Below are 26,580 nucleotides of genomic sequence, written 5' to 3'. Positions count from 1 at the left end.
ATCTCCAGGTAGTTATAGCTATATAGAACAAAGAGATAACGTTTTTTACTATGATACACCTCTAAAGAAGGCGTCATACAAAACCTGAAGAAGTTGCGCGTAAAAAGAAAAATTTTATCTTTTTTTACTTTGGCTTTCTCTACTTTATAAAGTTTATTATTTGCAGTACACGCACCAAAGAAACTGGTTGCTTTGCTTTTATTAAGCGTAGAAGTTTTTTTCATACCTGCAAAATCCTGCATAGAATTTCTGGCAGCGCATGGTGATGCTAGTAATAAAATACTTAGCAATATCAGCACAAAATAATGTACTCCACATTTTATGTGTAAACTCTTTAACATCACGGTTACAAAAATAGAGTTATAAATAAGAATGAAAGTTAAAAAACACTTAATCTAAGAATCTATTCACAAAATGATAATCTATAAGTTTCAATTTTTAGATCTACTTTTAAATTAATTCTGATGAGATTATTAAAATTCCCTATCTAGTTAATAGATTTTCTTACAAAAGAAATACTTTAAATTTGTAACTTTATATTATATCAAAACGCATGGAAACAGCAATTATCATCACTATTATTCTAATTTTAATCAGCTTCACCATAAGCATGTTTGGATCTGTAGTTGGTTTTGGTGGTGGAATATTTATGGTTCCCATACTTATTACTGTTTTTCATTTTCCACTAACGACTGCCGTTGGATCAGTTATGATCTCTCTCATTCCTTCTTCTTTAATTTCTACTTATTTAAATAGAAAAGAAGGATATGTCGATTTTAAAATGGGAATTCTCCTTGAAATCCCTACCATTTTGGGTGTGGTCATTGGAAGTCTACTACTATCTTATATTTCAGCAGAAAGATTAGAAGTTTTATTTGCTGTATTAGTGCTATTCCTCGGAATCTCTTTCTTCTTAAAAAAGGGGAAGAAAGACAAAAAAGGAAATGGAGGGTTTTTCTACCGATTAAATAAATACAAGCCTAGATATATTATTAAGAATAAAAGAAACCATGTAGCTTACCGATTTAGTGCTTGGATGGTTTTGTTTTTTGGGCTATTAGCAGGAACATTAGCCGGTCTGTTTGGAATTGGTGGCGGATTTTTAAAAACTCCAATTATGCTAAAAGTTTTTAAAATGCCAGCAAAAATAGCAACAGCCACTGCTCTATTTATGATTGTTATTACAAGCACAACGGGTACATTTAGCCACTTTATGCTAGGCCATATTGAATTAGATAAAGCATGGCCAATTATGCTCGGCTTTGCAGCTGGTGCATTAGGAGGACAACGGTTAAATTTAAAAATGAAAAATAAAACACTCGAAAAGCTAATCGGAATGGGATTAGTGCTTGCTGCTTTAGTAATGATGTCTAATTTTATTATAAAATAAAAAGCGTTTAATTAGAGCCACTTCTTACGTTTAAAGTATATAACCATCAGAATAAATACAACCAACATAACACCTAAAACTACGAAATAGGCATTCCTTTCTTGTAATTCAGGCATATATTGAAAGTTCATTCCATACACCCCTGCAATAAATGTAAGCGGAATAAAAATACTAGACATAATAGTTAATACTTTCATCACTTCATTCATTTTATTACTTACATTACTCATATACATCTCCATTAAACTCATGCTCATTTCTCGAAGCATTTCTAAAGTTTCATGAATCTGAATACTATGATCGTGTACATCACTCAGGAAAACCTTTGTTTCATTGTGTATTAAACGGTGATCGGTTTTTGTTAAACGATTGGTTATCTCTTTAACTGGATATATATTCTTTCTTACATGCAAAACCTCTTTTCGAAGTCGTTGGATTCGATTTACCACCTCTGGTTCTGGGTTATTGTAAACTTCCTCTTCTAGAATTTCTATCTGATTCGTTATATTCTCTAAAACAACAAAATACTGGTCAATAATCGCATCTATAAGTGCAAAGAAAAGGTAATCGGCATTTCTGGTTCTAATTCTACCATATTTATTATTTAAACGATCTCGAACTCCATTAAAAACATCATCTTCCACCTCCTGAAAAAAGAGTACTGTATGCTCACAAAGTATAACAGCTACGTGCTCTGTAATCAACTTACAATCATCATCCAAATACAGCATTTTTAAAACACAAAACACATATTCGTCGTACTCATCGATTTTAGGCCGCTGATTAGTATTTACAAGATCCTCTAAAACTAACGGATTAATTTTATAGTACTCCCCAAGCTTTTCTATTTCAACCTCATTACTTAATCCTTGAACATTTATCCAAGAAACGGTATCTGTATCCCGAAATACAAAAGCCTCCTTAACATCATCAAAATCTTTTGTTACGCAAAAATCATCAGAATAGTCTGTTACAGTAATCTTATTCTCTCCACCTTCGCGATGCCCCATATAAGTGATCGTTCCTGGAGCTTTACCAACTTTTCGGAGCGATTTAAATGGTTTACGTATCGCTTTCTTAAGATCTATCTTCTTTTTACTCATAAATTTTAATAATGCTTTTTATAAAGATAATAAAACTTAATTTCTCTCTTCAAGCACTTTTACAATGTCTTTTAAAGTATATCCTTTTGCTTGTAGTAAAATAAGGTAATGGAAAAGTAAGTCTGCACTTTCATTTAAAAACAAATCTGCATTATCATCTTTGGCTTCAATTACAGTTTCAACAGCCTCCTCTCCTACTTTTTGAGCTATTTTATTGATTCCACTTCTAAAAAGTGACGCTACATAACTCTCTTCATTATCTTTATTTTCTTTTCTATCAGAAATTATCGCTTCCAACTTACTAATAAATCCGTAACTAGCTTCATTAGTTTCCTCCCAACATGTGTCTGTTCCTTTATGGCAAACAGGACCAACAGGCGAAACTTGAATTAAAAGAGTATCATTATCACAGTCGACTTTAATGTCTTTCAGCAATAAAAAATTTCCACTTTCCTCTCCTTTTGTCCACAAACGTTGCTTCGTTCTACTAAAAAAAGTCACCTTTTCAGTTTCTAAGGTTTGTTTGTATGCCTCTTCATTCATGTATCCCAACATCAACACTTTTTTAGTGTTTACATCTTGAATTACCGCTGGAACCAAAGAGTCGCCGTTTTTATTAAAATCTATTTTCATTTTTATACTTCTTCTAAATCTATTATAATCTTACAGGAATACCATTTTCTCTCAAGACCTCCTTTAGGTCATTGATTTCTATTTCTTTAAAATGAAAAACACTTGCCGCTAATGCTGCATCAGCTTTTCCTTCAACAAAAGTATCTGTAAAATGTTCTATTTTCCCTGCTCCTCCTGAAGCTATTATCGGGATATTTAAATCTGTAGATAATTTTGCTAATGCCTTGTTTGCAAAGCCGTCTTTTGTACCATCATTATCCATGGAAGTAAACAATATCTCTCCAGCTCCACGTTTTTCTACTTCTTCTGCCCAGTCAAATAAATCAAGCTCCGTAGGTACTTTTCCACCTACTAAATGCACTTTCCATTGTCCGTTAATTTGTTTAGCATCAATAGCGACAACCACACACTGACTTCCAAATTTAGCTGAAAGCTCATTTATTAACTGCGGATTTTTAACTGCTGAAGAATTTATAGATACTTTATCAGCCCCCGATTTAAGTAAAACGTCAACATCTTCAACTGAAGATATTCCGCCACCAACTGTAAATGGAATATTAACATTCTCTGCCACACGAAGCACCAAATCTATCAGTGTTTTTCTTCTTTCTTCCGTAGCAGAAATATCTAAAAAAACCAATTCATCAGCACCGTTTTCAGCATATAATTTGGCCAACTCTACTGGATCACCAGCATCTCTTAAGTCAACAAAATTAACGCCCTTTACCGTACGACCATTCTTAATATCTAAACAAGGAATAATCCGTTTTGTTAGCATTTAGGACTTCTTTAAAAATTGTGTTTTTAATACTATTGTACTTTTCCCTACTCTACATTCTACCTCATCTGGAGAACCTGTAAGACGGATGTTCTTAATCGCATTACCACGTTTTAAGGTTTTCGACATCCCTTTTACTTTCAAATCTTTTGTTAAGTGTACAGAATCACCGTCATTTAAAACATTTCCATTACTGTCTTTTACTTCCATTTTTCTAATTTTTAATACCATCTCCCTAAAATGGAGACAGCAATATGTTCTTATTTATTCAAAATATAATCTTCCAACTGTTTTAAACTAATTCTACCTTCATAAATAGCTTTCCCAATAATTGTTCCTTCACAACCTATTTCGGCCAATTTAGGAAGCTCATCAAAGGCAGAAATCCCTCCTGAAGCTATTAGTTTAATTTCTTTAGAAGTCTCTATAATCTTCTTGTAAAGCGCAAATGAAGGTCCTTCCAACATTCCGTCTTTACTAATATCGGTACAAATTACATATTCTATCCCTTTTTGAAGGTATTTTGATATAAAAGGTAATAATTCTTCATCCGATTCTTCTTGCCATCCAGAAACAGCTACTTTTTCATTATCTGCATCTGCTCCTAAAATAATCTTATCATTTCCGTAGTTATTGATCCAACTTTCAAAAACACTTGGCTCCTTAACTGCAATACTCCCTCCAGTAATTTGATTTGCACCGCTTTCAAAAGCTATTTTTAAATCTTCATCAGATTTTAATCCGCCTCCAAAATCTATTTTTAGACTTGTTTTGCTAGCTATGGCTTCTAAAACCTTATAGTTTACAATGTGCTTACTCTTTGCGCCATCTAAATCCACCAAATGCAAATACTCTATCCCATGCGCCTCAAACTCTTTAGCCACTTCCAACGGGTGCTCATTATATATCTTTTTGGTGTTATAATCTCCTTTAGAAAGACGCACACACTTGCCTTCTATTATATCTATTGCGGGTATTATTCTCATTTTTTTTCTTTTAGAATTATCTTATTCTTTACACCTTTTGCAATTCTGCCAATTGGCTAACTTCACTATAATTTCAAAAAGTTCTCCAAAACTCGCTGACCTGCTAAACTACTTTTTTCTGGATGAAACTGTGTTCCGTAAAAATTATCTTTATGCAATGCAGACGAATAATCTAATTCATAATTAGAAGTTGCTATGGTTTCTGAACAAATTGGTGCATAAAAACTATGTACTAAATACATATACTCTTTTTCTGAAATTTCATTAAAAAGTGGCGTTTTTAAATCTGAAATCTGATTCCATCCAATCTGTGGCACCTTTACTTTATTGCTGAATTTTTTTACATCAACATCAAAAATACCCAATCCTTTTGTAGCTCCTTCTTCTGATGCATTACACATTAATTGCATCCCTAGGCAAATTCCTAAAACAGGTTGTTTTAATTTTGGAATCAAAACATCTAGACTAGTAGCTTCCAATTTATGCATTGCGCTACTCGCTTCTCCAACTCCAGGAAAAATTACTTTATCGGCCTTCATTATCAATTCAGCATCATGAGTTAACTCAGGATTTATACCTATTCTTTGGAAAGCAAATTTTATACTTTGTATGTTTCCTGCTCCGTAATCTATGATTGTTATATTCACTATTATGTTTTAAAAATTCAAATTAAAAGTTAAAAATTCGCTATGAGTATATTTTCTATATTTAAATTTAATGTATTTATTACCAGATAATTAAATGATTTACTTAAAGCATCCCTTTAGTGGAAGGGAGAATCATTTTTTCAGTATCTCTTTTAACAGCTACTTTAATTGCTTTGGCAAAAGCTTTAAAAATTGCCTCTATTTTATGGTGCTCATTTTGCCCTTCAGCCTTTACATTTAGATTAGCTTTTGCACCATCGGTAAACGATTTAAAAAAGTGATAAAACATTTCTGTAGGCATCTGCCCTATCATCTCTCTTTTAAAATCGGCGTCCCAAACCAACCAGTTTCTTCCTCCAAAATCGATAGCAACTTGTGCTAGACAATCGTCCATAGGCAAGCAAAATCCATATCGTTCTATACCTAACTTATTTCCTAACGCCATACTAAAAACTTCACCTAATGTAATTGCAGTATCTTCTATTGTATGATGCTCATCTACCTCCAAATCCCCATTAACTTTAACCGTTAGATCCATTTGCCCGTGACGAGAAATCTGATCTAACATATGGTCAAAAAACGCTAAACCTGTAGCTATATCACTCTTTCCGGTTCCATCTAGGTTAAGTTTTATAAAAATATCCGTTTCATTCGTTTTTCTTGTAATCTCAGCAACACGATTATCTAGTTTTAAGAAGTCATATATTTCTTTCCAACTAGCTGTCTCCAAGGCTATAAAAGCATCAAGGTCATTTCTTTTTACCGATATCTCATCAGCTCCCAAATAACTTTCATCATTAATAAAAATACCTTTAGAACCTAAATTCTTAGCTAACTCAATGTCTGTTAGACGATCTCCAATCACAAAAGAATTAGCCAAGTCATATTCTTCAGAGAAATACTTAGTTAGTAGCCCTGTATTTGGCTTTCTTGTAGGCGCATTATCTTTTGCAAAAGTCTTGTCTATAAACACTTCTTTAAAAACAACCCCTTCATTCTCAAAAGATCGCATTATAAAATTATGAACAGGCCAAAATGTATCTTCCGGATACACATCGGTACCGAGTCCATCTTGATTTGTAATCATTACCAATTCATAATCGAACTCTTCCGCAATTCTTTTCATATATGTAAACGCCTGCGGGTAAAAATCTAATTTATCAAAAGCATCAATTTGCTCATCTGCGGGTTCTTTTATGAGTGTCCCATCTCGGTCTATAAAAAGCACTTTTTTTGCCATTATAATTCTTTTAAAACTTCTATTAATTGTTTGTTTTCTGAAGGAGTTCCTATCGTAAATCGGAGTGTGTTTTCACAAAGTGGCTGTGAAGAACGGTTACGAATAACCACCCCTTTTTCGAGTAATTGTTGATAACGTAAATCTGCATTATCAACTTTAGCTAGTACAAAATTTGAATCTGATGGATAAATATTATCGACAAAATTAACTTCAAGTAAAGCTTTATATAAAACACTTCTTTCACTTAAAATTGAGTTGATTTCATTTTTAACAGACTCTACATCAAGAACTCTATCTAAAGCCCTTTTTTGAGTTAGCTCATTTACGTTATAAGGAGGTTTTATTTTATTAATTACTGAAATTATTTCTTCAGAAGCATAACATATCCCTAATCTAATTCCAGCCATTCCATATGCTTTAGACAAGGTTTGCGTTATTATTAAATTTGGATACTCTGATAATTTAGAAACCCAACTTGGAGCTTCAGAAAAATCAATATATGCTTCATCAATTACAACAATACCAGAGAAATTTTGGAGCAACTGCGCTACCTTTTTAATATTGAATATATTTCCAGTAGGATTATTAGGAGAGCAAATAAATAAAAGCTTAGAGTTGCTATCAGCTTCTTTTATGATCGCCTCTACATTAGGTTCAAAATCTTCTGTAAGTAGTACTTCTCTATTTTCAATATCATTTGTTTCTGCCAACACTTTATACATTCCGTAGGTTGGAGGAAGCGTTATAATATTGTCTTTTTTAGGCTCACAGAAAGCTCTAAAAATAAGATCTAGAACTTCATCACTCCCATTCCCTAAAAGAACCTGAGAGGTCTTTATTTGCTTTTGTTGCGCCAAAACATCTTTTAAAGAACGCTGTTGTGGATCTGGATACCTATTTACACCATTGTTAAACGGGTTCTCATTAGCGTCTAAAAAAACCATCTCTTTATCAAAGTCCTTAAACTCATCTCTCGCCGACGAATAAGGTTTCAGTTTCTTTACGTTCTCGCGAACCAAATTATTTATATCGAATGTCATTTTCTATTGTTCGTTAACCAATATATACTTTCCCTTATTTTAAGTCATTTAAACGTAATGTAACAGCATTTTTATGTGCTTGTAAACCTTCTGCTTCTGCCATTAACTCAATTGCAGGACCTATACTTTTAATTCCGTCTTTCGATATTTTCTGAAAAGTCATACTCTTCATAAAACTATCAAGGTTAACACCACTATATTGCTTTGCATACCCATTAGTAGGCAACGTATGATTTGTTCCCGAAGCATAGTCTCCAGCACTTTCTGGAGTATAATCTCCTATAAAGACAGATCCAGCATTGGTAACTCCGTTTACATAAAAATCTTCGTTACTCGTAACCACTATAAAATGCTCAGGACCATATTCATTAATCAACTCCAAAGCCTCTTCATCATTATCTACTAAAATAAATCTTGAATTTTCAATAGCTTTCTTAGCTATTTCTACTCTTGGCAATTCATTTATCTGTAATTCTATTTCTTCAGAAACCGCTTCAATCAAATCTTTAGAAGTAGAAACCAAAACCACCTGACTATCTGCACCGTGTTCCGCTTGAGAAAGCAAATCTGAAGCCACATAAGCAGCCTTTGCTGTTTCATCTGCAACTACTAATAACTCTGACGGGCCAGCAGGCATATCGATAGCTACATTGTAACGTGTTGCCAATTGCTTTGCAACTGTTACAAACTGGTTCCCTGGTCCAAATATTTTATAAACTTTAGAGATAGAATCTGTTCCGAAAGTCATTGCTGCAATAGCTTGTATCCCTCCTACTTTATATATTTTACTAACCCCACATAGCGCTGCTGTATACAAAATTGTAGGATTTACTTTACCTTCTTTATTTGGAGGTGTACACAAAACAACCTCTTTACAACCTGCTATTTGAGCAGGAATAGCCAACATCAAAATTGTAGAAAATAAAGGCGCAGTTCCTCCTGGAATGTAAAGTCCAATTTTTTCTATCGGACGTTTTTCTTGCCAACAAGATACTCCTGCAGTTGTCTCTACTGTTACTTTATCTGTTTTTTGTGCTTTGTGAAAGCTTGTTATATTAGATTTAGCTAATGCAATTGCCGCTTTCAACTCTTCAGAAACAAGACTATTAGCCTCTTCTATTTCCTTTTCAGAAACAATGTTAGAAGATAAAGTTACTCCATCAAAAAGGCTGGTATACTTTTTAACAGCTTCGTCTCCTTTTTGCTTTACTTCATTAAAAACCTCATATACAGTTGCCTCAATATCATCAATAGTTTGCGTAGGGCGTTGTAATATTTCCGACCATTCTTCTCGCTTTGGGTTATATATGTTGCTCATTTTTTATTTTTATTATGATTTAAATAAATCTACTTACTACATTACCATTTTTTCTATTGGGCAAACTAAAATCCCTTCAGCTCCAACCGCTTTAAGTTCATCTATAATCTCCCAAAATCTATCTTTATTGATAACGGTATGAATAGAGCTCCAACCCTCTTCTGCAAGAGGTAATACAGTAGGACTTCTCATTCCTGGAAGCAATTCTATGATCTTATCGATTTTATCATTTGGAGCATTAAGCAATACATATTTAGAATCTCTAGCTTTTAAAACTGACTGGATTCTAAATCTCAGCTTATCTACAACAGCCCTAATTTCTTCATCGATTATAGGTGGACCAACTAGAACAGCCTCACTTCTAAGAATTGTAATTACCTCTTTAAGGTTATTTTTAAAAAGGGTACTTCCACTAGATACTATATCTACAATAGCATCTGCAAGTCCAATATTAGGGGCTATTTCTACAGAACCACTAATTATATGAAGTTCTGCATTGATTTTCTCTCTCTGCAAAAACTCATTTACCGTATTTGGGTAAGACGTAGCTATTTTTTTTCCATCAAGATCTTTAACGGAAGTGAAGTCACTACCTTTTGGAACTGCTAATGAAACTTTACACTTAGAAAATCCTAACTTTTCTACAATCTGTAAGTCCTTACCCTTCTCAATTAGTAGATTTTCGCCAACAATAGCTAGATCTACAACTCCATCTCTTAAATACTGAGGGATATCTCCATTTCGTAAATACATTACCTCCAAAGGGAAATTTCTAGCAGAAGCCTTTAACTGCTCTCTTCCATTATCTATAGAAATACCACAGTCTTTTAAGATTTTCAGAGAATCTTCATTTAACCTTCCTGACTTCTGAATCGCAATTTTTATTTTTCTTTCTTCCATAATTTTTATAAAAATACTTATTTCTTGGTACGGTTTTATTTAAAAAAAATCAATAAAAAAACCCGTTTGATTACTCAAACGGGTTTTTATTATGTAAAAATCACACATAACAATCTCACCTCGCTTGAGCGCAAGTATGAAAATGATGATGATGTGATGTATATATTGTCATTGTTATTATAATCTTCTACAAATTTAAATCATTATAAAAAAGATATGCAAATAATATTGAGTTTTTTTATCACAATATATTAAATCTCTCGATTTTAATAAGAAAAGTTATATTTTTTCTATTAATAAAACCTAAAAAGTCGTTCTGAATAAAAAATACAGAAAAATTTAAAGGTTTGCATTCTTCTTTATGTCATCTTATTAAAAAATAATATCTTGTGCTGCATTTAAAATAAACAAATACTTATAATGAGAACTTTTACTATTACTTTGCTTTTATTAGTATTATCAATTAATACCCCCCTTTCTGCTCAGAGTAAAAAGGAATTAAAAGAACAAGTTGCAACCTTAAACGACAAGGTTAAAGTTTTAAAACAAACGCAATCTGACTTAGCTGTATCACAGAATAAAGTTAAAAGCTTAGAATTTCAGGTGGAGCAACTAGAAGAAACCAATAAGGGACTTTTAGATAATATGAACAATTTCTTATCTACTTCCACACAACAATCCAACAGTATTAGTAGAACTTTAGAAGCTTTAAGAAAAAGAGAAAAACAAATAAAAGGAATTAGAGATACTTTTAGCGCTAACGACTCTGTAGCATTATTAGTATTAACAGACCTTAAAAAAACACTAGGAGAAAACGCTCAAATTGGAGTTGAAAAAGGATCTATTATCGTGAAAATGGAAAATTCTACTCTTTTCAGCGGAAAAGAAGACAATCCTGAAGTAACAGCTTCTGCCAAAGACTTTATTGGAAGACTTGCAGCTACAATAACAAAGTACCCAGAATTATCAGTATCAGCACAGAGCGCTGGTGATGATTGGAGAATTAACTCTTTAAGAGCTTCTGCTATTACAAAAACACTTCAAGAAGATTTTGAAATTGCACCAACAAGATTAAAAGTGACTACAAATACTGGAGGTGGAAATGTATCATACATTTTCTTACATCCAGATTTCAATGCCTTTTACTTAGAAGTTCGTGATGATCTAAAAAAGCTATAAGCTTAAAAAATAAATTATTTATAATCTCTGACGTTAAGCATTTGTTTTAACGTCAGTTTTTTTTTGCCTCTATTAGACTTATATTCCTCTAATTGCTATTTTATTCTCGAAAAAGATTGAAAACTTTGGTACTATTTTATACTTTAGTAAAAATTATTACCTCACATACCCCCTATGATAGCACAGATAGACCCATCAAATTTAACTACAAACCCCTATTTTATTCCCGCAATAGTAACTTTAGCTTTTTTTATTGGTTTGTTTATAGGCAGAGCCCTAAAGAATAATAAATATAAAAATGAACTTGAAAAATGCTTGCTAGATAAAAGTACGTTGGTAAACAACCTTAAAAGTGAAGCTATTAATTTTGCTGAAGACAGTAAGATAAAAGCGGTACAAACTCGAGGAAGAAGTGGAATGTCTATGGATAAGGAACTTAAGGTTACTACTATCAAAAAGCCTTCTTCGAATCTTAAACTCGATTTTAATGTTATAGGTATTGCCTCTGAAGAAGCTAAAGATGACTTAAAATTGATTGAAGGAATTGGCCCTTTTATTGAAAAGAAGTTAAACGGAATTGGGATCTACAAATACGATCAATTAAGTAAATTGAACGATAGAGATATTGAAATTGTAACTGAACTCATTGAGTTTTTTCCAGGACGCATTAAAAGAGATGACTGGAAAGGAAAAGCACAAAAACTTAAAGACTCTTTAAAATAATAAAAACTGAGCTTACTTAAAAACCCAGTTTTCATTATTCCTTACATCAGCTGATATTGCTGACACTTATTGTTATATTATCTTATTGATTCCCCAAAATAATAGGCAACCCATCATCTCCACTACCAATAACAACAACTTTAGAGTTTTGAGACTCTGATAATTTAATTGTAGCTTCAATTCCTTTATCCTGAAGAATTTTATCTGTAAGAGATGCACTTAAAATCTGGTTTGCATCTGCTTTACCTTGCGCTTCGATTATTTGCTTTTGAGCCTCTTTCTCTGCTTTCTCTATTCTAAACTCATACTCTAACGACTCTTGTTCCTGACGAAGTTTACGTTCTATCGCATCTTTAATAGTTGCAGGCAGCGTAACATCTCTAACTAAAATCTGATTTAATTGCACATATTGATTCGATAATATCTTTCTCGTCTCATCGTAAATCTCCTCCTGTATCGCATCCCTTTTACTAGAATACAATTGTTCTGGTGTATATCTACCTACCACACTTCTAGCTGCAGATCTAATTGCAGGCTGCAATACACGAGAAATATAATCTACTCCTCTTTCTTGATGCAATACACCTAAATTATCGTATTGTGGTTGAAACCATATAGAAGCATCCAATTTAATCTCCAGTCCGTTTGAAGATAATACTTGCATTTTTTCTGAAAGCTCTTGCTGACGAACTTCATAAAGAGTAACACTATTCCAAGGAGCCACAATATGAAACCCTTCTGATAAAGCTGGCTCATCTGTAACCACCCCATCTGAAAAAGGTCTAAAAAGAACTCCAGCCTCTCCAGAACCAATGTTTACTGCAGATTTAAAAAGTATAATAACTACTGCTATTGCAATGATAATAATAGGAATCCCAATCTTAGGTAATTTATCCATTTTTTAGTATTTAAAAGTTTAAGTGAATTATTAATAAAATTATTTGTGCTATTTATTTATAGGATACAATGCTCTAATTTTTAATCTCAATCAAAGTAAGTCACAGTATAATTAATATAATCTGAAAACCTACGATTTTATGATATAATTTTAAATTAAGCCATTGTATTTTCTTAGAAACCATTCCGAAGAAAGTGCTATAATGATTACTAGAAGCAACCATTTCCAATCTATTAAAGGTACAATATTTTCCTTACTTTTTTGTACAGATTGGTACTTAGAATTCGTTAAAAGATCTTGCTTTAAATCTGAAAAAGTATCGCTAAAATATAATACTCCTCCTGTATTCTCTGCCAGTGTATTTAACCTCCCAGTATCTGGATTTACAAATTGCTTTTCTACATCAAATGCTAAAATGGTAAAACTCCCAGATTTTGAGATCTTTTCTGAATCTACACGCACCGTAAAACTATACGCTGATGCAGGAAGTGAACTTAAATCTACTTCATAACCTGACCCCTTATAAAGCATAGGATATACAATCTCAGCACCTGTTTCTTTATTTTTTACTTCTATTTTTATTGTTGCATTAGGATCAAAAACATAGTTTTTATCAAAGTAAGAAGCTCCTATTTTTACTTGGGAATTACCATAATAAAAAGATTCACTCGTTATTGTTAATCGCGCTCGCTTTTCCGTTGAAGACAAATACTGAATTAGTTTCCCAAAAAAAGTATCAAAAGATGCTGTACTTTCATTTTCAATAAAACTTGCTGCTCGCCATTTCCAAATTCCTTCTCCCAGTAATATTGTAGCTTTTTGTTCGTTTTTTTCAAAAGTCACCAATTGCGGATCATCAGTAGCTATACTTCCTATTTTTTTATATAACAATGTGTGAGAAGCTCCAAGAAAATCAATTCCTCCAAGACGTGCAGTTAGCGGTGGAAAATCATCAAAACCAATATCTTCAGTTTGAAAAGAATTATAGGTATCGTTATAAAGAGGCAACACTTCCTCTTTCCCACCACTCAAAACATGATTAAAACCAAGCTCAGCTCTATTAAGAAAATTCCAATCTGTATCCTCTCCAGATATAATCCAATAGTTTTGTTTTCGATTCTTTAGCTCCTTAATAACGGTATTGAACGAATTTGTTGGTTGATATAAAATTACTAATTGAAAGTTGTTCTCCAATGCATTAAACGCACCTACATCTACGATAGAAGCCGTTCGAAACTCATTACTTTCTACAATTTTTTTTAAAGCTCCAATATCTGGATGCTTTGTAGCAGTAACTATTGCAATGTTATTTTTCTGATCAATAACTTCAAGAGCAAATAATTTACTGTTATTTTCTTTATTCTTCTCTTCTGAAAGAGGCTCCAAAACAGCTTTTAAAGTCTGTACTCCTATTTTATCTGCTAGAAGCTCTGTTTTTATAACTTTGGAAGTGTTTTTTTCATCAAAAGAAACCTTTTCTGAATATAGCAATTGGTTCCCTCTATAAATTTTAAGCACCGATTTAACAGAAGATTTCCCTTCAAAACTTAAAAATATCTCTACAGGATACTTGTTTTTAAAATATGCATATTTGTTTATATTCAGCTGTGAAATCTTCAGATCGTTATATGTTGTAGAATCTCCTAACACAACTGGATATACTTCCTGCTGAAGACTCTTAGAAGTGAAAGCATAATCCGCTCCATAAGTTTGATTCCCGTCCGAAAGCATCAAAACCGCACCGTTTGAACCTCGATTGATATTCTCTAAAGCTTGTAATGCATTTGAAATATTAGTCTGATTTCCAGAAAACGATAAACTATCTTGTGGTAATAAATCAGTATCGAAAGAATATTCTTCTATTGAAAAACGATTATTCAGCTCTTCATCATTAGTCAACTCATTCAATAATTCTCTTGCTGTATCTTCATAACCCAATTCTTTAATTGAACTTGAGTTATCTACCAGAATTGACAAATAAGGCTTTTCAGTATAAAAGGATTTATTAGAGAATTTTATATTTATTAAGAGCAGTAATAATGTAAAAATAGCTACGAACCGAAGAATTGCCATCGCTATAAAAACTTTACCTTTTCGACTTCTTTTTCTATACAAGAAAAAGGCAATTAGCAAAGAAATAACGGCAGCTAGTAAAGCATAAATTACAGGACTTGCTCCTATCATTAAAATGGGATATTTATTTCTTCAAAAATAAAGAAAAATGAAAATCAAACTTTAATTAGAGCGTAAGCAAATCTTTAAACCCGATTACGCTCTAAATTATAGTTTTTACTATTGTATAATCAAGAATTTCGAGAAATACCTCGAAATATTAATTTTACATCTAGCGAAGGAAATATTAAGTAAGCATTCCTCCGTCTACCTGTAATACTTGACCAGTGATATAATTAGACATATCTGATGCTAAGAAAACACATGCATTAGCTATATCTTCTGGGTTACCCCCTCTTTTTAATGGAATAGCATCTCTCCAACCTTGTACTACTTTTTCATCTAAAGCCCCTGTCATTTCAGTTTCAATAAATCCTGGAGCCACAACGTTACTACGGATATTTCTAGAACCAAGTTCTAAAGCCACCGATTTTGAAAAACCAATAATTCCCGCCTTAGACGCTGCATAGTTTGTTTGCCCTGCATTTCCTTTTACTCCAACAACAGAGCTCATGTTAATAATAGAACCTTTTCGCTGCTTAAGCATAGTTCTTTGCACTGCTTTTGTCATATTAAAAACAGACTTAAGATTTACTTCAATAACGTTATCAAAATCTTCTTCAGAAATACGCATTAAAAGGTTGTCTTTAGTAATTCCAGCGTTGTTTACAAGGATATCTATAGCTCCAAATTCTTTTACTACTTGATCTACCAATTCTTGAGATTCTGTAAAGCTTGCCGCATTACTTTTATAAGCTTTTGCTTTTACACCACTTGCCAACAATTCTTTCTCTAACTCTTTTGCTGGTCCTTCGGACGAACTATAAGTAAACGCTACATTAGCACCTTGTTTTGCAAACTCTTCTGCAATTCCTTTCCCTATACCACGACTAGCACCAGTGATAATCGCTGTTTTACCTTCTAAAAGTTTCATCTGTAATATTTAGATTTTTTGTTTTTGTTACTGAATATCAAATATAGCAAATACCATGTTTTCTCAACAAAAAACCCTGCAAAAATGCAGGGTTTAGTTCTACAAATTATATGTTATTATGATTTTAGAGGTTTTGGCTGCTCATAATTAAATAAATAATCAACTTCCAGCTCCTCAACATCTCCTAATTTTCTTAATGCATCGATATCCACATCATTTTTGTTCCCTATTACCATTACATCATAAGTTTCTCCTTTTATATTCTCTTCAAAGAAACTTTTTAGATCATCAAAAGTCATTTTTTCAATCTCATTATACATTGCTTGTCTTGTATCCTCTGTAATTCCTCTTTTCTTTAAACGCTCATATTCCCAAAAAATATCCTGCTTATTGATTCGGTTTGACGCTAATTTCTTTAATGTAGACTCTTTAGCTGATTCAAATTGTTCTTTTGCTTCAGGCATATCTGTCATCAATTCCATCATAGCTTCTACAGCTTGTGGCATTTTATTAGCTTGTGTCCCGATATAAGCATACGTATAATTAGGTTTTCCTTCTTCAGAAGCATTACTATATGCTGCAAAAGCAGAGTAAGCAAGCGACTTAGACTCTCTTATTTCTTGAAAAACGATCGAAGACAATCCGCTACCAAAGTAAGTATTAAATAAAGATGAAGCCGCCATTTGCTTTGGATCAAACGTTTCTCCCTTTGCTAAGAATAACATCTCACTTTGTACCATATCATAATCTACAAAGTAAACATGACCGCCAGTTTCTTTTTCTAAATATAACTTAGCATCTGGATATTCTTTTAAAGTAGTTGGTACCGTATACTTTTCATTTAAAGAAGCAATTGCCCCATCAATATTATTTCCGAAGTAAAAAATACGTTGTTTATAGTTTTTCAAATCTTTAAAAATATTCACCAATTCTTCAGGGTTAATATCTTTAAGAGCATCAATGGTATAAATATCTCTTAATCTAGAATTATCACCATATTGCCCATAACTCATTAGTCCGTTCCACAAGATATTCCCTTTACTAGCTTTGCTATCTTCTCTGCTCTTACCGATATTCTGAACATACTTATCATAACTCTCTTGATTTGCAACTGCATTAGACCATAAATGATCTAACAACTCCAATCCTTTATCCATATTCTCGCTAAGTCCGCTAATTGTAACATACGCCTTATCGTTTGCAGCACGTACGCTGTATTCAATTCCAAGCTTATAGAATTCTTTTTTCAACTCTTCTGGAGAATATTTATCTGTTCCGATATACTCAACATAACCAATTGCATATTGCAGCTTCTTATCGTTATCTTTACCCATATCAAAAATGATATCTATTTCAGCTAAATCATTCGCTTTATTCTCGATATAAGAAACCTCTAATTCATTATCAGTATTAGTTTCTTTAATAGCTTTATCAAAATCTATATGTTGTGGCTTTATAGGCGGAACCTCAATTTTATTGAATGCTTGTAAGAAATCTGATTGTTTATCTCTATTTAAAGCTACTGGAGTAATTGGAGGGTTTTCTACTTTTACGAGATCTCTACTCTCCCCTTGTCTTTTATACACAACAGCATAATCATCAATATATGTCTTATTTGCATACGCTACTAATTCTTCTTTGGTAACCTTTCTAAGCTCTTCTAACTTTTTAACTTCATCTTCCCAATCTTGAAAATGAACAAAGGCATCTACATAGGCATAAGCTACACCAGAAGCATCTTCATACCTTCTTATCTGAGACAACTTAAGATCGTTAACTACAGCTTGAATCATCCATTCGTCAAAATCTCCCTTTTTAATTTTATCAACTTGAGATAGTAAAAGATCTTTTACTTCTTCCAGAGATTGATCAGACTTAGGATATCCATATAAAGTATGCACCCCATAATCATTATTAAAGTTTGGATAACTCCCCGCTCGCTGTACTTTTTGCTTCTGATTAAGGTTTAAATCAATTAATCCAGCCTGACTATTACTTAAAAGCATATCGATTAGAGTGACATACTTTTCATCCTCTGTTCCTATTCCAGGAGTTCTGTAACCAATACTAACTCTAGCTGCTTCTGGTCCAAAAACTTCTTTTTCGATAGGAGCAGTAATAGGAGCTTCTGTAGGACGCTCTGGATAGGTTACATCTTTGGGCTTGAAATCTCCAAAAGCATTATCTACCATTTTTATAGTTTCGTCAAACTCCAAATCTCCTACCAGAATCACTGCCATATTATTAGGTACATAATATGTATCAAAATAATTATTAATAGCTGCCATAGATGGATTTTTAAGATGCTCTGAAATCCCTATAGTTGGCTGCTGCCCGTATGGATGCTTAGGAAATAGCGTAGAAAGCATCTCATAATATTCTTTTCGCTGATCGCTATCTTGTGTTCTATTGAATTCTTCGTACACTGCCTCTAACTCTGTATGAAATAACCTAAGCACCAACGTACTAAAACGCTCACTTTCTAAAGTAAGCCATTTATCCAATTCGTTAGAAGGAATTTTGTTTACATATACCGTTTCTTCAACAGAAGTCCATGCATTTGTACCTTCCGCACCTATAGAACCCGTCATTTTATCATACTCATTAGCAATAGCTATCTGCGAAGCTAATTGAGAAACACTATCTATTTTTTTATATATTTCTTTTTTCTCTATGGTATCGGTAGCTTTCTTATGAGCTTCATACAAATCTGAAATCTCATCAATAAGTACTTTTTCTTTATCCCAGTCTGTAGTTCCAAATTTATGAGTCCCTTTAAAAACCATATGCTCCAAATAATGAGCTAACCCAGTATTATCTGCAGGATCATAAACAGAACCAGCTCTGACAGGTATAAAAGTCTGAATCTTTGGTTCGTCTGTATTTCTACTTAGATAAACTTTTAATCCATTTTCTAGTGTATACAGGCGTAATCCTGTTGGATCGTTCTCAACGGTTTCATAAGTATACCCGTTTGCATCAGTATGCGTTTTTGCTACTATTTTTTCTTCTGAATTGTTTTTACAACTAACAGAAACAAATAAAATAGTCAACAGGAGGAGTCTTGATAGTTTAAGTGTCATATTTTAAATAGTTTGGTTAAAAAAAAATCCATCCCCTAAATAAATCAGGGGATGGATAAATATATAGATAATATTTTATATATGAGCTATTTAGCCCATAACTTCAGCTACTTTTTTACCTATTTCAGCAGGAGAATCTACAACGTGGATTCCACATTCTCCCATAATACGTTTCTTTGCTTCAGCAGTATCATCATCACCACCAACAATAGCTCCTGCATGACCCATAGTTCTACCTTTAGGTGCAGTTTCTCCCGCGATGAATCCTATTACTGGTTTTCTATTTCCGTCTTCTTTCACCCAACGAGCAGCATCTGCTTCCAGTTGACCTCCAATTTCCCCGATCATAACAATACATTCTGTTTCAGGGTCGTTCATTAACAATTCTACAGCTTCTTTAGTTGTAGTTCCGATAATTGGATCTCCTCCAATTCCAATTGCAGTTGTGATACCAAGACCTTGTTTTACAACTTGATCTGCAGCCTCATACGTAAGCGTTCCAGATTTAGAAACAATTCCTACTTTACCTTTACTGAATACAAAACCTGGCATAATACCAACTTTAGCTTCACCTGGTGTAATTACACCTGGACAGTTAGGCCCGATTAGTCTACAATCTATATCTTTAATATAGTCTGAAGCTTTGATCATATCTGCTACAGGAATACCTTCCGTGATAGTAATTATAACTTTGATACCTGCATTAGCAGCTTCCATTATTGCATCAGCAGCAAAAGCTGGCGGAACAAAAATGATTGATACATCTGCAGCTACTTTATCTACCGCTTCCTTAACAGTATTAAAAACTGGTTTACCCAAATGCTCTTGACCTCCTTTTCCTGGAGTTACACCACCAACTAGGTTGGTACCATATTCAATCATTTGTTCGGCATGAAAAGTTCCTTCACTACCTGTAAATCCTTGTACTATTATTTTAGAATCTTTATTTACTAATACACTCATTAGGGTTATATTTTATTTAAAGCTATACAAAAATAGTTTTTTGAATACGATTTAAGAAATCTACTTCAAAAAATAAATAATTATTTTACTTATGTTAATTTTTTTGACTTGTTGGAATAAAAGAATTTAAGTTTACGGGGTTGTCATCAGCAAGCTGACTAATCTCATACCCTTTGTAAAGTTTATCATCTTTAAACTCCCATATAGTTATAAAATGAGCTAATGGCTGCTCTTCATCTGGATTTTCAATTGTTTTTACATGATAGGTATAACGTACCGTAACACTATTCCCATCTTTTAACAAATGACTTATCTCTGTTCTTACAGAATGATATGCATTTTCCATATTTGAGGCCAAAGCAACAAGTTCTTCCTTGTTTAATTTAGTAAAACCTTTGCTACTATTCCAATAAAGCTCACAATCATCATGGAGGTAATCCATTAAAATAGCTCTATTTTTAATAGGCTCAAGTTCGTAAAAATCTTTTGCAATCTTTTTTATTGACTGTCCCATATCTCTATCGTAATTTTTCAATAATTGATGGTATCATTCGTATCGATGCCAATTCTTTATATTTCTTCCTTGCTTCTTCAGCAGGGTAACCAAAATACGCTTTGTTAGGCTCCAAAGATTTACTAATACCAGACTGTGCCAATAAAACTGCCTTAGATCCTATTGTAATTGCACTAGCAATTCCCACTTGCCCCCAGATGGTCACTTCATCTTCAATAATTACACAACCAGCAATTCCTACTTGTGAGGCTATTAAACATTTTTTACCTATAACAGTATCATGTCCAATTTGCACCTGATTATCTATCTTCGTGCCTTCTTTTATTAAAGTGTCTCCAGTAACTCCTCTATCTATTGTACAAAGAGCTCCTAAATCTACATTATCTTCTAAAACTACACGTCCTCCAGACAATAATTTATCAAATCCTTCTGGTCTATTTTTATAATAAAAAGCATCTGCTCCTAAAACAGTTCCAGCATGAATAGTGATATTATCCCCAAGAATACAATTGTCGTAAATACTAACGTTAGAATGAATCAAACAATTTTTTCCGATGACTACATTATTACCAATAAAAGCTCCTGGCTGTACAACCGTTCCCTCTCCTATTTTTGCTGAAGCAGCAATGGTAGCTGTAGCCTTCTCAAAAGGCTTAAAAAAAGCTGTTAACGTATTAAAATCTCTAAATGGATCGTCAGAAATTAACAATCCCTTATTTGGCGGACATTCAACCTCTTTATTTATAAGAACTACGGTAGCGGCAGATTCTAGCGCCTTATCATAATATTTAGGATGGTCAACAAAAACAATATCACCTGGCTCTACCACATGTATTTCATTCATTCCTGTTATAGGAAAATCATCAGGACCAACATAATCACAACTTAAGATAGTTGCTATTTGCTTTAAGGTATGCTTTTGAGGAAACTTCATCGTAAACTATTCTGATATACTAAAATCAACAAAATATGATTAAAAAAAATATTATAAAAACTTATCCTTTATAGCGCTCCATATAAGCACCTTTATCAGTATCAATTTTTATCTTATCTCCTTCATTAATAAACAAAGGAACATTTATCGTTGCCCCAGTTTCTACTGTTGCAGGTTTTGTTGCATTGGTAGCTGTATTACCTTTTACTCCAGGCTCTGTATGTGTTATTTCTAAAACAACATGTGCTGGTAAATCTACAGAAAGTGGCATGCTATCTTCTGTATTAAATAATATCGTAACTACTTCTCCTTCTTTTAAAAGATCTGGATTGTCTATTGCTGTTTTCTGAATAGTGATTTGATTGTAATCATCTGTATTCATAAAATGAAACGTATCTCCTTCTGGATATAAAAACTGATAAGATCTTGTTTCTACACGAACATCTTCAATTTTATGTCCTGCTGAAAATGTATTATCTAATACTTTTCCTGAAGTAACACTTCTTAATTTTGTTCTAACAAAAGCAGGTCCTTTTCCTGGCTTTACGTGTAAAAACTCAATGATTTTATATATATCGTGATTATATCTTATACATAATCCTTTTCTAATATCTGATGTAGATGCCATAATTTTATTTTAATGATTTGAATTTGAACTAAAATACCCTTTCATGATTCCACGTTGAGAATCTTTGATAAACTGAAGAATCTCGTCACGCTCTGGAGTGGCTTCCATTTCTGCTTCGATAATTTCTACAGCTTGAGAATTATTGTAATTCTTTTGGTATAATATTCGGTAAATATCTTGTATTTCTCTAATTTTCTCTGTTGAATACCCTCTTCTGCGTAATCCTACTGAATTAATCCCTACGTAAGATAAAGGTTCTCTCGCTGCTTTAGCGTATGGAGGAACATCTTTACGTACTAATGAACCACCAGTTACAAAAGCGTGATTTCCAATAGAACAAAACTGATGCACAGCTGTCATTCCTGCAAGAACTACATAGTCTCCAACAGTAATATGCCCTGCAAGAGTACTATTGTTTGAGAAAATACAGTAATCTCCAACAATACAATCGTGAGCAATATGGCTATATGCCATAATCCAACAATTTTTTCCGATTACAGTTTTCATTCTATCGGTAGTCCCTCTATTAATGGTAACACATTCTCTAATAGTTGTGTTATCTCCAATTTGGGTGATGGTATCTTCGTCGTTATATTTTATGTCTTGGGGAACTGCTGAAATTACAGCACCAGGAAAAATATTACAATTTTTCCCAATTCGAGCCCCTTCCATAATGGTAACGTTACTTCCTATCCAAGTGCCCTCTCCAATTACTACATTATTATTAATAGTAGCAAAAGGCTCTATCACTACATTTTTAGCGATTTTCGCTCCTGGATGCACATATGCTAGTGGCTGATTCATTTCTTGTCTGTTTCTTTAACTTTTACGATTTGAGCCATTAGCTCTGCTTCTGTTGCAAGCTGACCATTAACATAAGCATGCGCTTTCATATGGCAAATCCCTCTACGGATAGGAGATATCAATTCCATTTTGAAAACCAATGTATCTCCTGGCTGTACTTGTCTTTTAAACTTAACATTATCCATTTTCATGAAAAATGTAAGGTAATTCTCTGGATCTGGAACTGTATTAAGTACTAAGATCCCTCCAGTCTGCGCCATGGCTTCTACTTGTAAAACCCCCGGCATAATAGGTGCTCCAGGAAAATGTCCTACGAAGAAAGGTTCATTCATAGTCACATTTTTCATTCCCACAACATGTGTATCTGATAATTCTAAAATACGATCTACTAATAAAAATGGTGGTCTATGTGGCAACATTTTCATTATCTGATTCACATCCATTAATGGTGGAATACTTGGATCGTACTTTGGAGCTTTATTTCTTTTCTCTGCTTTTATAATTTTAGAAAGTTTCTTTGCAAACTGAGTATTTACATAATGCCCAGGTTTATTTGCAAAAACTTTTCCTCTAATTCTAGTTCCTACTAATGCAAGATCTCCAATAACATCTAATAACTTATGTCTTGCTGCCTCGTTTGGATGATGAAGCGTTAAATTATCTAATATTCCGTTTGGCTTAACAGAAATAGAATCTTTATTAAAAGCTACTTTTAGCTTTTCCATTGTTTCTTTAGACAGCTCTTTATCTACATAAACAATAGCATTATTAAGGTCACCTCCTTTAATTAGGCCATGCTCTAATAATGTTTCAATTTCATGTAAAAAACTAAAAGTTCTAGAATCTGCAATCTCATCTTCAAACTGCTCTAAGTTAGTCAATGTTGCATTCTGAGTTCCTAAAACCTTAGTTCCAAAATCCACCATTGCCGTTACTTGGTATTCTTCAGAAGGAACAATTGTTATTTCACTTCCTGATTTTTCGTCAATGTAAGAAATAACTTCAGTAACTATAAACTCATCACGATCTGCTTCTTGTTCTACAATTCCAGCTTCTTTTAACGCTTCTATAAAGTACTTAGAAGATCCATCCATTATTGGAGGTTCAGGTGCATTTAATTCAATTAAAACATTATCTATTCCTAAACCTACTAAAGCTGCCAACACATGCTCCGAAGTCTGAATTTTAACTCCTTGTTTCTCTAGATTCGTACCGCGTTGTGTATTCACAACATAGTTAGCATCTGCTTCTATTATAGGCGTTCCTTCTACATCTAAACGTTTAAACGCAAATCCGTGATCTTCTGGAGCCGGTTTAAATGTCATTATTACATTTTCTCCAGTATGCAAGCCTACACCCGTTAAGGATACCTCTTTGGCTATGGTTTTCTGTTTTATAACCTGATTACTCATTGTTATATCTTTTACTTTTTTTCTAGTTGATTAATTTTATCTGCAAGTTTCGGTAAATTCTTAAAGTGTACGTACGATTTATTATAATCGCCGTAATTTAATGCTGGAGACCCCTGTAAAACTTCGTCATCTTTTACATTTCTTCCGATACCAGACTGTGCCTGAATTCTAACTCTATCTCCTATTGTAATATGCCCAACAATACCTACTTGCCCACCAATCATACAGTTCTTACCAATTTTGGTAGACCCTGCAATTCCTGTTTGAGCTGCAATAACAGTATTTTCTCCTATCTCAACGTTATGAGCTATCTGGATCTGATTATCGAGTTTTACACCTCTTCTAATAACTGTAGATCCTAAAGTTGCTCTATCTATAGTTGTTCCTGCACCAACATCTACATAATCTTCAAGAATAACGTTTCCTATTTGTGGCACTTTCTGAAATTCTCCTTTATCATCTGGAGAAAAACCAAATCCATCTGCTCCAATTACGCATCCGCTATGGATTACGCAATTTTTACCTACTATAGATTCAGAATAAATCTTAGCGCCAGCAAAAATGATTGCGTTATCTCCTATCGTAACATTATCTCCGATATAGGCGTTTGGAAAAATCTTTACATTGTTTCCAATCTTTACATTTTCTCCTATATAAGCAAATGCCCCGATATATGCATTTTCTCCGTATGAAGAAGAAGATGCTAAAAAGATAGGTTGCTCTATTCCTGTTTTATTCAACTTCACCTCATTGTAATACTCTAATAATTTAGAAAACGACTTATATGCGTCGTCAACTTTTATTAAGGTTGTATTTACATCATGATCTAAAACCAACGTTTTATTAACGATAGCCACAGATGCTTCTGTTGAATATATATAATGAGTATACTTAGGATTCGCTAAAAAAGTTAACGATCCTTGAGTTCCTTCTTCGATTTTAGAAAGTTTAGACACTTCCACATCTGGATCGCCTATAATTTCACCTTCTAATATTCCTGCTATTTGAGTTGCTGTAAATTTCATTTCCACGCAAAAGTATAAAAAAAGTACTATTTATTTTTTAGGATAGCACATGTAATATTTTGTAACCGTTTTTGATAAGGCTTTAAGGTTTAATTGATCGGATGCTTTAGCTACATCTACAATCTTTCCAGACTTCATTAAAATATGTATATTTTGCTTGTCTACATAATACGCCTGATTCTCTATTAAACCACTAAAAACAAAGTAATTAGCCTCCTCTTCGGTTACGTTATATTTATTAATAAAATCTTCAATATGATCTGCTAATTTAGCTTCTTTTATCGGATTCTTCTTAATCTTAATTTTAAGAAGGTCTCGCTCTAATAATATTTTACATAAATTAGATAAAACAAAATCGTCACTAAATTGCCATTCTTTCATTGCTGATAAAATATCAACATCATCCAAACGAGAAAAGGTCTCTAATATTTCTTCATTGAAGTCAGATTTTCCTATTTCATTATCTAGAAAAAACTGAAGAGCTCTACTTGCATGGAGAGATTTTCCATTGTGATGAAGTTGCTTAGCTCGTTGTAATATTCTAATTAACAGCTGCTCTGCCGCTAAGCTTGTTTTATGTAGATACACCTGCCAGTACATTAATCGGCGGGCAACAAGAAATTTTTCAACTGAATAAATCCCTTTTTCTTCTACTACTAATTTATCATCTACAACATTTAACATAGAGATGATTCGTTCGGAATTTATATTTCCTTCAGAAACACCTGTATAAAAACTATCGCGCTTCAAATAATCAACTCTATCCATATCTAATTGACCTGAAATTAGCTGATTCATGAACGTTCGATGATAAACTCCCTTGAAAATTTTGATGGCTAGCGTTAAAGTTCCGTTAAACTCTTTATTTAACTCCTCCATAAACTGAAGCGAAATATGCTCATGGGAGATTCCATTTACAATACTATGCTCCATTGCATGAGAGAAAGGACCATGACCAATATCATGCAAAAGTATGGCCGCTAGCAAAGCATTCCCTTCTTCTTCGGAAATGTCAACACCTTTAAATCTAAGCACTTGAACGGCTTTCTGCATTAAATGCATACAACCAATTGCATGATGGAATCTTGTATGATGCGCTCCTGGATATACCAAGTAAGAAAGTCCCATTTGGGAAATTCTCCGTAATCGCTGAAAATATTTATGCTCGATTAAATCAAAAATCTGTTCGTTAGGGATGGTAATAAATCCGTAAATTGGATCGTTGAATATTTTGAGCTTGTTTGCTGTGTTCAAACTAAATGAATTGTAAAATTAC

At 33.2% G+C, this 26,580-nt stretch carries 25 protein-coding genes; 3 read left to right on the top strand and 22 right to left on the bottom strand.

What is annotated here, in order from left to right; translation table 11 throughout:
* The first annotated feature begins 553 nt into the window (after positions 1 to 553).
* Positions 554 to 1,390 (top strand): sulfite exporter TauE/SafE family protein, encoded by an 837-nt coding sequence (locus tag JM658_RS05060; protein WP_236958155.1) that lies wholly within the window; start codon positions 554 to 556, stop codon positions 1,388 to 1,390.
* An 11-nt stretch (positions 1,391 to 1,401) separates the two neighbouring features.
* On the opposite strand, the gene corA is transcribed toward JM658_RS05060, so the two are convergent.
* The 10 genes from corA to hisG all read right to left on the bottom strand — a co-directional run bounded on the left by corA (position 1,402) and on the right by hisG (position 10,035).
* Entirely contained in the window at positions 1,402 to 2,493 is a 1,092-nt protein-coding gene (corA, locus tag JM658_RS05055) for a magnesium/cobalt transporter CorA (RefSeq protein ID WP_236958154.1), read from the bottom strand.
* A gap of 36 nt (positions 2,494 to 2,529) precedes the next feature.
* Positions 2,530 to 3,126, bottom strand: a complete 597-nt coding sequence (hisIE, locus tag JM658_RS05050; protein ID WP_236958153.1) for a bifunctional phosphoribosyl-AMP cyclohydrolase/phosphoribosyl-ATP diphosphatase HisIE — start codon at positions 3,124 to 3,126, stop codon at positions 2,530 to 2,532.
* Positions 3,127 to 3,148: 22 nt separating this feature from the next.
* Positions 3,149 to 3,904, bottom strand: a complete 756-nt coding sequence (hisF, locus tag JM658_RS05045; protein WP_236958152.1) for an imidazole glycerol phosphate synthase subunit HisF — start codon at positions 3,902 to 3,904, stop codon at positions 3,149 to 3,151.
* Complete coding sequence (locus tag JM658_RS05040) at positions 3,905 to 4,114, bottom strand: alkylphosphonate utilization protein (protein ID WP_236958151.1); 210 nt, start codon at positions 4,112 to 4,114, stop codon at positions 3,905 to 3,907. It lies immediately after the preceding gene.
* A gap of 50 nt (positions 4,115 to 4,164) precedes the next feature.
* On the bottom strand, positions 4,165 to 4,890 hold the full coding sequence (hisA, locus tag JM658_RS05035; RefSeq protein ID WP_236958150.1) for a 1-(5-phosphoribosyl)-5-[(5-phosphoribosylamino)methylideneamino]imidazole-4-carboxamide isomerase: 726 nt from the start codon (positions 4,888 to 4,890) through the stop codon (positions 4,165 to 4,167).
* A 65-nt stretch (positions 4,891 to 4,955) separates the two neighbouring features.
* Positions 4,956 to 5,537: an imidazole glycerol phosphate synthase subunit HisH gene (gene hisH / locus JM658_RS05030; RefSeq protein WP_236958149.1), complete on the bottom strand. Its 582-nt coding sequence runs from the start codon at positions 5,535 to 5,537 to the stop codon at positions 4,956 to 4,958.
* A gap of 103 nt (positions 5,538 to 5,640) precedes the next feature.
* The gene (gene hisB, locus JM658_RS05025; protein ID WP_236958148.1) at positions 5,641 to 6,777 is read right to left on the bottom strand and encodes a bifunctional histidinol-phosphatase/imidazoleglycerol-phosphate dehydratase HisB; all 1,137 of its coding nucleotides are present in this window, start codon (positions 6,775 to 6,777) and stop codon (positions 5,641 to 5,643) included.
* The gene (gene hisC, locus JM658_RS05020) at positions 6,777 to 7,817 is read right to left on the bottom strand and encodes a histidinol-phosphate transaminase (RefSeq protein ID WP_236958147.1); all 1,041 of its coding nucleotides are present in this window, start codon (positions 7,815 to 7,817) and stop codon (positions 6,777 to 6,779) included. Before hisC ends, hisB begins: the two co-directional genes overlap by 1 nt.
* Positions 7,818 to 7,851: 34 nt before the next feature.
* Entirely contained in the window at positions 7,852 to 9,135 is a 1,284-nt protein-coding gene (hisD, locus tag JM658_RS05015; RefSeq protein ID WP_236958146.1) for a histidinol dehydrogenase, read from the bottom strand.
* Between the two features lie 36 nt (positions 9,136 to 9,171).
* A complete protein-coding gene (gene hisG, locus JM658_RS05010; protein ID WP_236958145.1) occupies positions 9,172 to 10,035 on the bottom strand; it encodes an ATP phosphoribosyltransferase in 864 nt (287 codons plus the stop codon).
* Between the two features lie 420 nt (positions 10,036 to 10,455).
* On the opposite strand from hisG, the gene JM658_RS05005 reads away from it, so the two are divergent.
* On the top strand, positions 10,456 to 11,214 hold the full coding sequence (locus JM658_RS05005) for a hypothetical protein (protein WP_236958144.1): 759 nt from the start codon (positions 10,456 to 10,458) through the stop codon (positions 11,212 to 11,214).
* A gap of 174 nt (positions 11,215 to 11,388) precedes the next feature.
* On the top strand, positions 11,389 to 11,937 hold the full coding sequence (locus JM658_RS05000) for a hypothetical protein (RefSeq protein ID WP_236958143.1): 549 nt from the start codon (positions 11,389 to 11,391) through the stop codon (positions 11,935 to 11,937).
* Positions 11,938 to 12,019: 82 nt separating this feature from the next.
* On the opposite strand, the gene JM658_RS04995 is transcribed toward JM658_RS05000, so the two are convergent.
* From JM658_RS04995 to JM658_RS04940, 12 genes are all read right to left on the bottom strand, one after another.
* Complete coding sequence (locus tag JM658_RS04995; protein WP_236958142.1) at positions 12,020 to 12,835, bottom strand: prohibitin family protein; 816 nt, start codon at positions 12,833 to 12,835, stop codon at positions 12,020 to 12,022.
* A 150-nt stretch (positions 12,836 to 12,985) separates the two neighbouring features.
* A complete protein-coding gene (locus JM658_RS04990; protein WP_236958141.1) occupies positions 12,986 to 15,019 on the bottom strand; it encodes a VWA domain-containing protein in 2,034 nt (677 codons plus the stop codon).
* A gap of 175 nt (positions 15,020 to 15,194) precedes the next feature.
* Positions 15,195 to 15,941, bottom strand: coding sequence for a 3-oxoacyl-[acyl-carrier-protein] reductase (gene fabG / locus JM658_RS04985; protein WP_236958140.1), 747 nt, complete (start codon positions 15,939 to 15,941; stop codon positions 15,195 to 15,197).
* 116 nt (positions 15,942 to 16,057) lie between these two features.
* Positions 16,058 to 19,024, bottom strand: a complete 2,967-nt coding sequence (locus JM658_RS04980; protein WP_236958139.1) for a M16 family metallopeptidase — start codon at positions 19,022 to 19,024, stop codon at positions 16,058 to 16,060.
* 90 nt (positions 19,025 to 19,114) lie between these two features.
* On the bottom strand, positions 19,115 to 19,987 hold the full coding sequence (sucD, locus tag JM658_RS04975; RefSeq protein WP_236958138.1) for a succinate--CoA ligase subunit alpha: 873 nt from the start codon (positions 19,985 to 19,987) through the stop codon (positions 19,115 to 19,117).
* Between the two features lie 94 nt (positions 19,988 to 20,081).
* Positions 20,082 to 20,501, bottom strand: a complete 420-nt coding sequence (locus JM658_RS04970; protein WP_236958137.1) for a nuclear transport factor 2 family protein — start codon at positions 20,499 to 20,501, stop codon at positions 20,082 to 20,084.
* Positions 20,502 to 20,505: 4 nt separating this feature from the next.
* Positions 20,506 to 21,435 (bottom strand): UDP-3-O-(3-hydroxymyristoyl)glucosamine N-acyltransferase, encoded by a 930-nt coding sequence (locus JM658_RS04965; protein ID WP_236958136.1) that lies wholly within the window; start codon positions 21,433 to 21,435, stop codon positions 20,506 to 20,508.
* A gap of 61 nt (positions 21,436 to 21,496) precedes the next feature.
* Entirely contained in the window at positions 21,497 to 22,063 is a 567-nt protein-coding gene (gene efp / locus JM658_RS04960) for an elongation factor P (RefSeq protein WP_236958135.1), read from the bottom strand.
* 9 nt (positions 22,064 to 22,072) lie between these two features.
* Positions 22,073 to 22,867 carry an acyl-ACP--UDP-N-acetylglucosamine O-acyltransferase gene (lpxA, locus tag JM658_RS04955; RefSeq protein ID WP_236958134.1) on the bottom strand — a complete coding sequence of 265 codons (795 nt, stop codon included), beginning with the start codon at positions 22,865 to 22,867 and terminating at the stop codon, positions 22,073 to 22,075.
* Positions 22,864 to 24,279, bottom strand: a complete 1,416-nt coding sequence (locus JM658_RS04950; RefSeq protein ID WP_236958133.1) for a bifunctional UDP-3-O-[3-hydroxymyristoyl] N-acetylglucosamine deacetylase/3-hydroxyacyl-ACP dehydratase — start codon at positions 24,277 to 24,279, stop codon at positions 22,864 to 22,866. The genes lpxA and JM658_RS04950 overlap by 4 nt, the downstream gene beginning before the upstream one ends.
* An 11-nt stretch (positions 24,280 to 24,290) precedes the next feature.
* Entirely contained in the window at positions 24,291 to 25,304 is a 1,014-nt protein-coding gene (gene lpxD, locus JM658_RS04945; RefSeq protein WP_236958132.1) for a UDP-3-O-(3-hydroxymyristoyl)glucosamine N-acyltransferase, read from the bottom strand.
* A 30-nt stretch (positions 25,305 to 25,334) separates the two neighbouring features.
* Positions 25,335 to 26,558 (bottom strand): HD domain-containing protein, encoded by a 1,224-nt coding sequence (locus tag JM658_RS04940; RefSeq protein WP_236958131.1) that lies wholly within the window; start codon positions 26,556 to 26,558, stop codon positions 25,335 to 25,337.
* Positions 26,559 to 26,580: the final 22 nt, after the last annotated feature.

It is taken from the genome of Joostella atrarenae, assembly GCF_021764745.1.
GTDB lineage: Bacteria > Bacteroidota > Bacteroidia > Flavobacteriales > Flavobacteriaceae > Galbibacter > Galbibacter atrarenae.
The sequence above is the reverse complement of the archived record's forward strand: the minus strand, read 5'-3'. Positions and strand labels throughout refer to the sequence as shown.

What these genes read in the sequence shown, in the direction of transcription:
- JM658_RS04980 (WP_236958139.1), bottom strand. Translation starts at nt 19,024, where the DNA reads ATGACACTTAAACTATCAAGACTCCTCCTGTTGACTATTTTATTTGTT.
- JM658_RS05060 (WP_236958155.1), top strand. Translation starts at nt 554, where the DNA reads ATGGAAACAGCAATTATCATCACTATTATTCTAATTTTAATCAGCTTC.
- hisB (WP_236958148.1), bottom strand. Translation starts at nt 6,777, where the DNA reads ATGGCAAAAAAAGTGCTTTTTATAGACCGAGATGGGACACTCATAAAA.
- hisC (WP_236958147.1), bottom strand. Translation starts at nt 7,817, where the DNA reads ATGACATTCGATATAAATAATTTGGTTCGCGAGAACGTAAAGAAACTG.
- hisD (WP_236958146.1), bottom strand. Translation starts at nt 9,135, where the DNA reads ATGAGCAACATATATAACCCAAAGCGAGAAGAATGGTCGGAAATATTA.
- JM658_RS05040 (WP_236958151.1), bottom strand. Translation starts at nt 4,114, where the DNA reads ATGGAAGTAAAAGACAGTAATGGAAATGTTTTAAATGACGGTGATTCT.
- corA (WP_236958154.1), bottom strand. Translation starts at nt 2,493, where the DNA reads ATGAGTAAAAAGAAGATAGATCTTAAGAAAGCGATACGTAAACCATTT.
- JM658_RS05005 (WP_236958144.1), top strand. Translation starts at nt 10,456, where the DNA reads ATGAGAACTTTTACTATTACTTTGCTTTTATTAGTATTATCAATTAAT.
- JM658_RS05000 (WP_236958143.1), top strand. Translation starts at nt 11,389, where the DNA reads ATGATAGCACAGATAGACCCATCAAATTTAACTACAAACCCCTATTTT.
- JM658_RS04970 (WP_236958137.1), bottom strand. Translation starts at nt 20,501, where the DNA reads ATGGGACAGTCAATAAAAAAGATTGCAAAAGATTTTTACGAACTTGAG.
- hisG (WP_236958145.1), bottom strand. Translation starts at nt 10,035, where the DNA reads ATGGAAGAAAGAAAAATAAAAATTGCGATTCAGAAGTCAGGAAGGTTA.
- hisF (WP_236958152.1), bottom strand. Translation starts at nt 3,904, where the DNA reads ATGCTAACAAAACGGATTATTCCTTGTTTAGATATTAAGAATGGTCGT.
- hisIE (WP_236958153.1), bottom strand. Translation starts at nt 3,126, where the DNA reads ATGAAAATAGATTTTAATAAAAACGGCGACTCTTTGGTTCCAGCGGTA.
- JM658_RS04965 (WP_236958136.1), bottom strand. Translation starts at nt 21,435, where the DNA reads ATGAAGTTTCCTCAAAAGCATACCTTAAAGCAAATAGCAACTATCTTA.
- JM658_RS04950 (WP_236958133.1), bottom strand. Translation starts at nt 24,279, where the DNA reads ATGAGTAATCAGGTTATAAAACAGAAAACCATAGCCAAAGAGGTATCC.
- JM658_RS04995 (WP_236958142.1), bottom strand. Translation starts at nt 12,835, where the DNA reads ATGGATAAATTACCTAAGATTGGGATTCCTATTATTATCATTGCAATA.
- lpxA (WP_236958134.1), bottom strand. Translation starts at nt 22,867, where the DNA reads ATGAATCAGCCACTAGCATATGTGCATCCAGGAGCGAAAATCGCTAAA.
- lpxD (WP_236958132.1), bottom strand. Translation starts at nt 25,304, where the DNA reads ATGAAATTTACAGCAACTCAAATAGCAGGAATATTAGAAGGTGAAATT.
- fabG (WP_236958140.1), bottom strand. Translation starts at nt 15,941, where the DNA reads ATGAAACTTTTAGAAGGTAAAACAGCGATTATCACTGGTGCTAGTCGT.
- efp (WP_236958135.1), bottom strand. Translation starts at nt 22,063, where the DNA reads ATGGCATCTACATCAGATATTAGAAAAGGATTATGTATAAGATATAAT.
- hisA (WP_236958150.1), bottom strand. Translation starts at nt 4,890, where the DNA reads ATGAGAATAATACCCGCAATAGATATAATAGAAGGCAAGTGTGTGCGT.
- JM658_RS04990 (WP_236958141.1), bottom strand. Translation starts at nt 15,019, where the DNA reads ATGATAGGAGCAAGTCCTGTAATTTATGCTTTACTAGCTGCCGTTATT.
- sucD (WP_236958138.1), bottom strand. Translation starts at nt 19,987, where the DNA reads ATGAGTGTATTAGTAAATAAAGATTCTAAAATAATAGTACAAGGATTT.